General features: G+C 38.3%; 5 protein-coding genes and 1 pseudogene. 2 read left to right on the forward strand and 4 right to left on the reverse strand.

The window, feature by feature from the left end:
* Window positions 1-6: 6 nt before the first annotated feature.
* The 4 genes from RTS10_RS09640 to RTS10_RS09655 all read right to left on the reverse strand — a co-directional run bounded on the left by RTS10_RS09640 (window position 7) and on the right by RTS10_RS09655 (window position 6904).
* Complete coding sequence (locus tag RTS10_RS09640; protein WP_312540120.1) at window positions 7-1917, reverse strand: site-specific DNA-methyltransferase; 1911 nt, start codon at window positions 1915-1917, stop codon at window positions 7-9.
* 33 nt (window positions 1918-1950) lie between these two features.
* Window positions 1951-2760: a hypothetical protein gene (locus tag RTS10_RS09645; RefSeq protein WP_312540121.1), complete on the reverse strand. Its 810-nt coding sequence runs from the start codon at window positions 2758-2760 to the stop codon at window positions 1951-1953.
* 11 nt (window positions 2761-2771) lie between these two features.
* Entirely contained in the window at window positions 2772-3497 is a 726-nt protein-coding gene (locus tag RTS10_RS09650) for a DUF4391 domain-containing protein (protein ID WP_312540122.1), read from the reverse strand.
* Between the two features lie 131 nt (window positions 3498-3628).
* Window positions 3629-6904: a helicase-related protein gene (locus RTS10_RS09655; RefSeq protein ID WP_312540123.1), complete on the reverse strand. Its 3276-nt coding sequence runs from the start codon at window positions 6902-6904 to the stop codon at window positions 3629-3631.
* 462 nt (window positions 6905-7366) lie between these two features.
* Here RTS10_RS09655 and RTS10_RS11025 point away from each other — a divergent pair, with 462 nt between their 5' ends.
* Both RTS10_RS11025 and RTS10_RS11030 read left to right on the forward strand, forming a co-directional pair.
* On the forward strand, window positions 7367-7531 hold the full coding sequence (locus RTS10_RS11025) for a hypothetical protein (protein WP_409034785.1): 165 nt from the start codon (window positions 7367-7369) through the stop codon (window positions 7529-7531).
* A pseudogene (locus tag RTS10_RS11030) lies at window positions 7524-7682 on the forward strand (transposase); the annotation flags it as partial. The gene RTS10_RS11025 and the pseudogene RTS10_RS11030, both read left to right, overlap by 8 nt.
* Window positions 7683-8345 lie beyond the last annotated feature (663 nt).

Here is an 8345-nt window from a genome sequence, read left to right on the forward strand (position 1 = left end):
TTTCCCTTAGATAAAGCGTACATCGGTATGCGGTGATAGTTGTTTAAAGCGTTCTTTGATGTTGGTTTTGTCGCTGTCGGTGGCGATGGCGCGTTCGCTGGTGATGAATTTGAGTGGATTGAGTGCGGCGATGTCATTGACCATATTTGCGTCGATGTAGTCTAGGCTGGCAATCAGTGAGTTACCGCCCACTTGGTAGATGGTGTGTCCATTTATTGTGGTGCGTTCGATAGGTAGGGATAACGGCACGCCTGTGTCTAGCATAAACTGAAATAGTAAGTCTTCGTCGCTGCGGTCGGGTTTGATGTTGTTTTCGAGTGTAGCGAGTAGGTCTTGGTTGTAGTCTTGGGGGCGGTAGTAGATGTCGTTCATATTGCTGGTGTCGATTTTTAGCACTCGAAAGCCTGTGTCAAGCTCGTTGATACCTTCCTTGTCGGCATTGTCGGCTTTGATTTTTGCGCCTGCGCGGCGGATACGTTCTTTGGATATTTCGGCGATGGTAGGATAGCCTGCTTTATGGGCTTCGGATTTTGAATCCGTTGCCTCTGGGATTTGTACCATGATAAATTTGCGGTTGCCACCGTCTTCGGCGTTCAGTTGCATAACCGCATGAGCCGTTGTCGATGACCCTGCAAAAAAATCCATAACAATATCGTTTTTTGAAGAATATAACTTTACTATTCTTGAAATTAACTCAACTGGCTTTGGATATGTAAAAAAAGATTGACCATCAAAAAGTTTTTTTAAGTTTTGACTTGCAGATTGTGAATGTCCTACGTCTTGATATTTCCATATTGTCATAGGAGTGACCGAGTTTTTAACCTCTGATAAAAAGCGTTTAATTCGTGGTACATTATTTCCATCTTCACCAAACCAAATCCTTTTGTCAGCTTTAAATTCTTCAAATCTATCTTGAGTTAGTAACCAACATCTGCCATTTGGAGGCATAATTTTTCTTCCTGAAGGAGTAGTGATTTCGTAAATTTTATTTTCAATTGCTGGACCAACCGAGAAATTATCACTTTGCCATACACCTCTTGGGTCATTGTCTGGATTTTTATATCTATCATCAGCTTCTTCACTTCTTTCTAAACCATAACTTAGAGCCTTTTCCTTATCAACGGAGTAGGCAATTATAAAATCATGGGATTCTGAAAAGTGCTTTTTTAAATTTATTGGAGAAAAAGCTCTTTCCCAAATTATTTGAGCTAAAAAGTTACTACTACCGTATATTTCATCACAAATTTTCTTTAAATTACTAGCTTCGGTATCATCGATCGAAATAAAAATAACGCCATCATCAGACAACAAGTTCCTAGCCAATTTTAACCGACTATACATCATCGACAACCAATCACTATGAAACCGCCCATTACTCTCCGTATTCGCCACCAACCGATTACCATCGCCATCCACCTGCCCCGACCGCTCAAAAAACTCAGCCGTATCCGCCGCAAAATCATCGTTATAAATAAAATCATTCCCCGTATTGTACGGCGGGTCAATATAAATCATCTTCACCTTGCCAAGATAACTCTCCTGCAATAGCTTCAATGCCTCAAGATTATCCCCCTCAATAAACAAATTGCCCGTCGTCTCAAAATCCACACTCTCCTCACGGCACGGGCGTAACGTCTTGGCTATCGGGCTATTGGCGGTCACAATCGCCTCACGCTTGCCCACCCAGTCAAGGCGATAACGCTCTTGCGACCCATCAATGACCGAATGCGATAATTCTTGCTTGAGCAATTCAAAATCAATGCCCCGCTCAAGCACTACTTCACCGTTCATATCACGGATAACCTTGCCTTGCTCATCGGTTTTTGGCTTCTCGGTGACACAGTTGGGGAACAGCTCGGCAAGACGCTCAATATTGCTATCGACTAGGTTTGGGGTGTGCATTTTTAGCGTGGTCATGAATAGTCCTTATTTTTAATTGGTTTAAGCGGATTAGATGAGACAGCCTTGTTGTGGACTGTCGTCTAGCGTTTGTAGATACGCTAGCCCTTTGTCGGTTGTGCGATAGGCTTGGCTTGGATGCTGTAATGTTTTAGGATAAGCAAGTTCAAGTAACCCTTCCTTAAGCAAGGGTGATAAATACTTTCTGCGTATCGTATCAATCTCTCGATTGAGAAAATGTTTTAAAATACTACTGCTCATAAATTGCTTTTGACAAATTTGTAATACGATGCTTTTTGATTGCTCAGGGGTGAATCTGCCTTTAGCCCTTGCGGACGCTACAATGGATTGTAGATTTAGTAGCATATCATTACTTAAATCCCCTACTTCCTTGATGATAATGACATCATTAATCCCAGTGCTCGGCTCGTTAATCCCAGTGTTCGCCTCGTTAATCCCAGTGCTCGGCTCGTTAATCCCAGTGCTTAGGTCATTATTAAGGTAGCTAGAAACGTTATTACCAGTGCTTGCACCTGTCAAGGCTTGGTCATTACCTGCTAGGCTGTCGCAGTTATCAGTATAGCAACTATTTAAAAGGTAATAGCTATTACTACTTTTACCATGTTGTAGTAAATAGTTGTTTTTACAAAATTTTCGTAAAATACTACTCGCTTGAAGTGTATCTAATCCAATATTCTCTCGAATATCTTTATTAGTAATTTGTCCCATTTTCTTGGCAAGGATTAACACTTCGGCTTCTTTATCTGTCAAGCTATCAAACTGCTTTAACCATAACATTTCTTCTTCAGCAATTAATTGTTGAAGACGTAGTACCGTTTCACAATCATTATTTGAAATCATTCATTGACCTTTTAACGGGTTAAATCTTTGAGCTGTTTTTGTAGCGTTTGTAACTGCAAGTTCATCTCTACTTGCCGATTAAACTGCTTTTCTTTATACATGCGTTTTTGCAACTCATTGATTTGTTTGGTAAGCAGTGCCATTTTTTCGGTATGGGCAATCTTTTCTTCAATACTAGCAATCTTTTGATGCGTTGTAGATAGGTTAGCTCCGACGTTTGGCGACAAAAAGACATTCGAAGACGTTTTATTTGTCGTTTTGTTGGTATGAATAAGTAACTGCTCAATAAAATACTCATACAAATCCGCGATTCCAAATACAATCGGTAAATCTTCACGCTGTGTTAGGTCCTGCCAATCAGTTGCGTAGTATTTGCCTAGGACGAATTTTTGGCTGTCTGCTTGGCTTTGACGTTTATAGTTTGCGATGACTTTGATTTTATCTTCAAAGAGAATCTCAAAGATAATCGGTGATGGTATCAATTTATCGATAAACTGCAAAACTTCCGTATCTAGCCTTTCAACACGACTGACGATACTAAAAATTTGGATTTCTTTAATTGTCTCGCTATCGTTTAGATTAATTGTATGCGGTGAGAGCTTATACGCCCATCGGATACTTTCCACTTGCTCCACAAACAAGCGTTCGATACGGTGATTGGCACTGCCTCGTTGGTAGAACTTATTTTTTGGAATAATTTTATCCACTTTAGCCGTTGACGGATAGTGATATAGCATGGGTAACTTCCTTAGTTATATAGAAAACTTGTGCAAATACCCTATAAAGAAATTCATTCAGTACGACTTCTTATACTCAAATAGCCAACTATTCCCTACCACTAATGTCGTAAGTAAGAAACCATCGTTGTCTAATTGTCTTCAATCACAATAAAGCTAATCAGTTCAAAGTCATTAAGCCCAGATACCATATCCACCAAGGCAGTCGTCGACAGTCCTGAAAATAAGCTATCAATATCTTTCTCATCTTTTAGCAGCCGAATCGAATGAATCACAATATCCAATAATGCCGAATACTGTCCCATGTTTCGTCCATCATCGGTTTTGCGGTTAAAAGACTCATACGCTTTTGGTATGGGTTGGTCTATGCCACGACAGGCTTTACGAGCGACATCCAGCAGATATTTGGCTTGGGTGTAATCATATACCACATCGCCACTTTGATTGATATACACCAAGTAATACGGATACAAACGATTGGCTTGATTACCTGCCATCTGGGGGTTTCTTGCTCTTAATGTAAATATAACGCCTGCTTCTAAGCCAATTTCTGGCTGTGCGTGTACTACGGTATGCAGCCCATTCGGTAGCCGTTTTAGTTCCTCATGCACTTCTAAATACCCTAATAAATCCATACGAAAATCATTAAGCCCCAAGTCTGTAATAGACACACCTGTATTGGCGTCTTCTAGGTCTAGCACCTCATTTTGTAGCTTTTGTAGCTGCTCACGTCGATATGCCATATCGTTAGCTTGGGCACTTAAGACATTATCATCCCCTGTACTGGTCATATCGACAATAACCATGCGATTTTCCACCCGCTCTCTTAGATTGATATAATCGTCAAGACTGATATCTGGCCAATAATTTACCAATTGAATCACACTGTTTGATGAACCAATGCGGTCTACCCGTCCAAAACGCTGGATAATACGTACCGGGTTCCAGTGAATATCAAAGTTAATGAGATAATCACAATCTTGTAAGTTCTGACCTTCTGAAATACAGTCAGTCGCAATCAGAATATCAATCTCCCGAGATTCTTCTGGAAAAATATCTTGTTTTTGTTTCGATTTTGGTGAGAACAAAGTTAATAAGCCCTGCATATCATAGCTCTGTCGACGCTTAACGCGGGTTTTGATGGTAGACGTATTATCGTTGCCTGTAATTTTGGCACTATGCAATCCATAGTTCTCCAATAAAAAAGGAGCAATGTTTTCATATAGATAATTAGCGGTATCCGCAAAGGCGGTAAATATAATTACTTTGTGATTACCGGGATTAATGGGATGCTGTAGCTTCTTAATGATATGACTTTTAACGTGTTGTAGCTTAGCATCATTCTTAGTGTCAATCGTAGCAATCATCCGTAACAACCCTTTGATGATTTCTCGATCACCATCAAGATCCATTCGCCAAGATAAGCGATCCATATCCGCCAAATGAATTTTCAACTTATTGCCAATTAAGTCTTCTGGATTAAGCAGTTCGCCGTTCTCATCTTGATCATAGCCCATCAAAGGCGCAATACTTACTTCGTCATCTGTCGCACGTGCGTCAAAATCATCAATTTTCGCAATCACATTGCTGATGTTTTTCTCTAGAAAAGTTAGCGTTAATCTAAATGCATGGATTGAGCTTTCAAGACGCTTAAGCAGATTGACCGTCATTAATGCTTGCAGACTACGCTCACGATCAACCTGCTTCAGTCGCCCTTTTCCTTCAACCAAAGTATCAAAAATCTCCTCATATTTACGCAAGGCGCTAGGGAAAATATACGTGACAGGCGCATAGACCGCCATTTTAATTAATGACAGCTCTGCATAAATTCGGTTGAGCGTTACAGCCTGTTTATCATTGGATAAGGGAGTGCGATATGATAGGGGTTTAAGACGCGTAGGAAACTGTCCAATAGCTGTAGTGTCATAGAATGTCTGGATATGTTTGCGCGATCTAGCAATTGTCACACTATCAAGCAGTTTAAAAAAGTCAAAATCAAGCAAGTTTAGGATTGCTTGGGTTGTACGTTCTTCAGGTTCTAGCTTTGCCCAAGTATTGAAACTTGCTTGTGCCCTACGAAAGATAGTCTCAATATCGCGCTCAGTGTCAAGTTTACTTTCTATAAAGTCTGCATTGCCTTCGTATGCCAGGGCTAGCTGATTTTTGAGATCCGTAAAATGATTATTTACAGGCGTCGCTGATAACATCAACACCTTGGTTTTTACTCCTTGACGAATGACCTTGTTCATTAAACGATCATAACGCGATTCTCGTTCCTTATACGTACCACGGTTACGAAAATTATGCGATTCATCGATAACGATTAAGTCGTAGTTACACCAATTAATTTTCGCCAAATCAATCCCTAACGTTTCACCATTGTTTCGAGATAGGTCAGTATGATAAAGGACATCATAACTAAAGCGATCGTTGGCAAAAATATTGGTGACTAAGTTGGCATTATAGTTGGTCCAGTTTGCCCCCAATTTCTTAGGGCAAAGTACCAATACGCTTTTATTACGTAGCTCATAATATTTAATCACAGCCAATGCGGTGAATGTTTTACCCAGACCGACACTGTCTGCCAAAATACAGCCATTATAAGTTTCTAATTTATTGATAATTCCAAAAGCGGCATCTTTTTGAAAATTGAATAACTTATTCCATACTACCGTATCTTGGTAGCCAGTTAAGTCATTGGGTATGACATCCGTGCTGATATCCTCCAAAAAATCCTTGAAGATATTATAGAGCATTAAGAAATAAATTCGTTCAGGTGGATTCTCCTGATATACAGACTCGATATGCTGCACGATTTGGCTAGTAACGTCTTCTACTTTGGTCGGATCATGCCAAATCCGATTGAAAAGCTGGATAAAAGTTTGTGTCGTAGATTGCTCATCAAAGCAATTAACCATGTTAGATATGGCATTGCCCTTTTCAAAGCCCAAACCTGTTGGGGTAAAACCTTGAATTGGCATGTATGTCAGAGATGTCTCGGGTTGTTGAATACTAATAAATTCCTGCATAGGTGCACTACTAGTGTTTGATTTAAATATCGCTTTTCGTCTTATCCAATCAGCACATTCTTTAGCGATTGCCTTTTGTGATAATTGGTTTTTTAGATGAATTTCAAACTCGGTACCATATAGGCTACTTTCACGATCAATTTTTGGAATAATAAACTCTCGTTTTTCCTTTTTGAGTTTTTCGGTTACATCTTCAGTAATAAATGTGGGTGATGTAAATACAAATTGAAAGGAATCAACTTTTTCTAATTCTTGTTTTAAGGCCGCATAAGCGTAAATTGAAAAATAGGAAGCAGCAATTTTGAGTTTAGATTGATTATTAAGATTCTTGCCAATATCTATTCCCAAAGTGCTATTGATGTTATCGATAAGTTTCATAAATAATCTGAGTTTATTTAATTGGATTTTATTGAGCTTATTAAGGTTTTAGGGTGTAAGTCAATATAAAATTCAAAAAAATTTAATGTCGTGTTTCTAAATTATATAAGTTTATAACTGGCGCTCATTTAGATAATTACTCATATTATTCCAATTCCCACTCACTTGCCTTTTCTCCTCAACCGAATCATGAATACGAGCCAATTGAAACACATACGACAGGTAATTATTCTTTCCAATGTAGCTAAAACGCTGATTTAAAGCTTTACGGTAAATAATTTTATTTTTCACTAGGCTATATCCTCACTTCAAAAAGCAAATAAAAAGTGCCAAATACACCTAGATTCATAGGATTTAGTATAGGAAAAAATGGCATGAATCGCACTGACAGATGAACTATGGGAGCAGGTAGAGCATACCTTGACGTAGAATGGGTGTTACATCACTACAAACACTCGTACCGTGACGGAAGCTACATACGGTGTCATCAGCATGCAAGTGGAGCTAGGGCGGGCTTTGATAAACCAATTGGACAAGGCCATGGTGGACGAACTACAAAAATCCATTTATGACAACTGTCGTACCAACATGCAAGAATGCCAAACAGCCAAATCCCAATTTGGATAGTTATTTATACAAGCTCAGACATTTAGTAGAAAATACGTTTACAAGGTTAAAGCAGTTTCGTAGTATGGCCACGAAATATGAGAAATTAGCTCGTAATTTTAAGTCGATGATTTACCTTGCTTGCTTAATAATCCAAGCTCAAGTGAATTAGGGACATGCCTTAATTTATCTTGGAGATAAGTTTGAAAAGCATGACCAATGAGCTCATAGTTTATTTATCAGAAAGCAACCCTGTTAAGCCAATCTAAATAAAAAAATCAAGGTTGTAGTCAGATTTCGGATTGGTCGAGAAATAACCATGGCACATTTAAGGCACAATTATGGCACAAAGATTTTTTTATGTGCCTTAGTGACAAAACGGGGTCACAGCAAATGAGTACTAATTAAATAAAATAGATTATCTAACTTGCTGATTTTAAAGCAATAAAAAAGCCACTTTGCTATAAAGTGGCTTTTTTGCTAATCACTTAAGATTAAGTGGAGCGGGAAACGAGATTCGAACTCGCGACCCCGACCTTGGCAATGACGTACACCTAAAATACTTAAATTTACATTAAGCTGAATCCTTTTATTTAGAAGGGATTCAGCTTTTTTATTGTCTTTATTATTTCAAAATTTTAGTGTATATTTAGGTATATTAGATAGTTTTTGGTCACGTTAATTTTGCTGTATAAAATCAAAAATGACCCCGACCTATTTTTGCCCTACCCTATTCTTGCAAAATTTGTAAATTATATTATTAAAAATATATAAATTTTTTTTTAAAAATTTATTTAAAATATTATCTTAAATATTTATTAAATAAAATTAAAAT

This window comes from Moraxella sp. CTOTU47616, assembly GCF_032017465.1.
Lineage (GTDB): Bacteria > Pseudomonadota > Gammaproteobacteria > Pseudomonadales > Moraxellaceae > Faucicola > Faucicola tetraodonis.

What these genes read in the sequence shown, in the direction of transcription:
- RTS10_RS09645 (WP_312540121.1), bottom strand. Translation starts at nt 2,760, where the DNA reads ATGATTTCAAATAATGATTGTGAAACGGTACTACGTCTTCAACAATTA.
- RTS10_RS09650 (WP_312540122.1), bottom strand. Translation starts at nt 3,497, where the DNA reads ATGCTATATCACTATCCGTCAACGGCTAAAGTGGATAAAATTATTCCA.
- RTS10_RS09640 (WP_312540120.1), bottom strand. Translation starts at nt 1,917, where the DNA reads ATGACCACGCTAAAAATGCACACCCCAAACCTAGTCGATAGCAATATT.
- RTS10_RS09655 (WP_312540123.1), bottom strand. Translation starts at nt 6,904, where the DNA reads ATGAAACTTATCGATAACATCAATAGCACTTTGGGAATAGATATTGGC.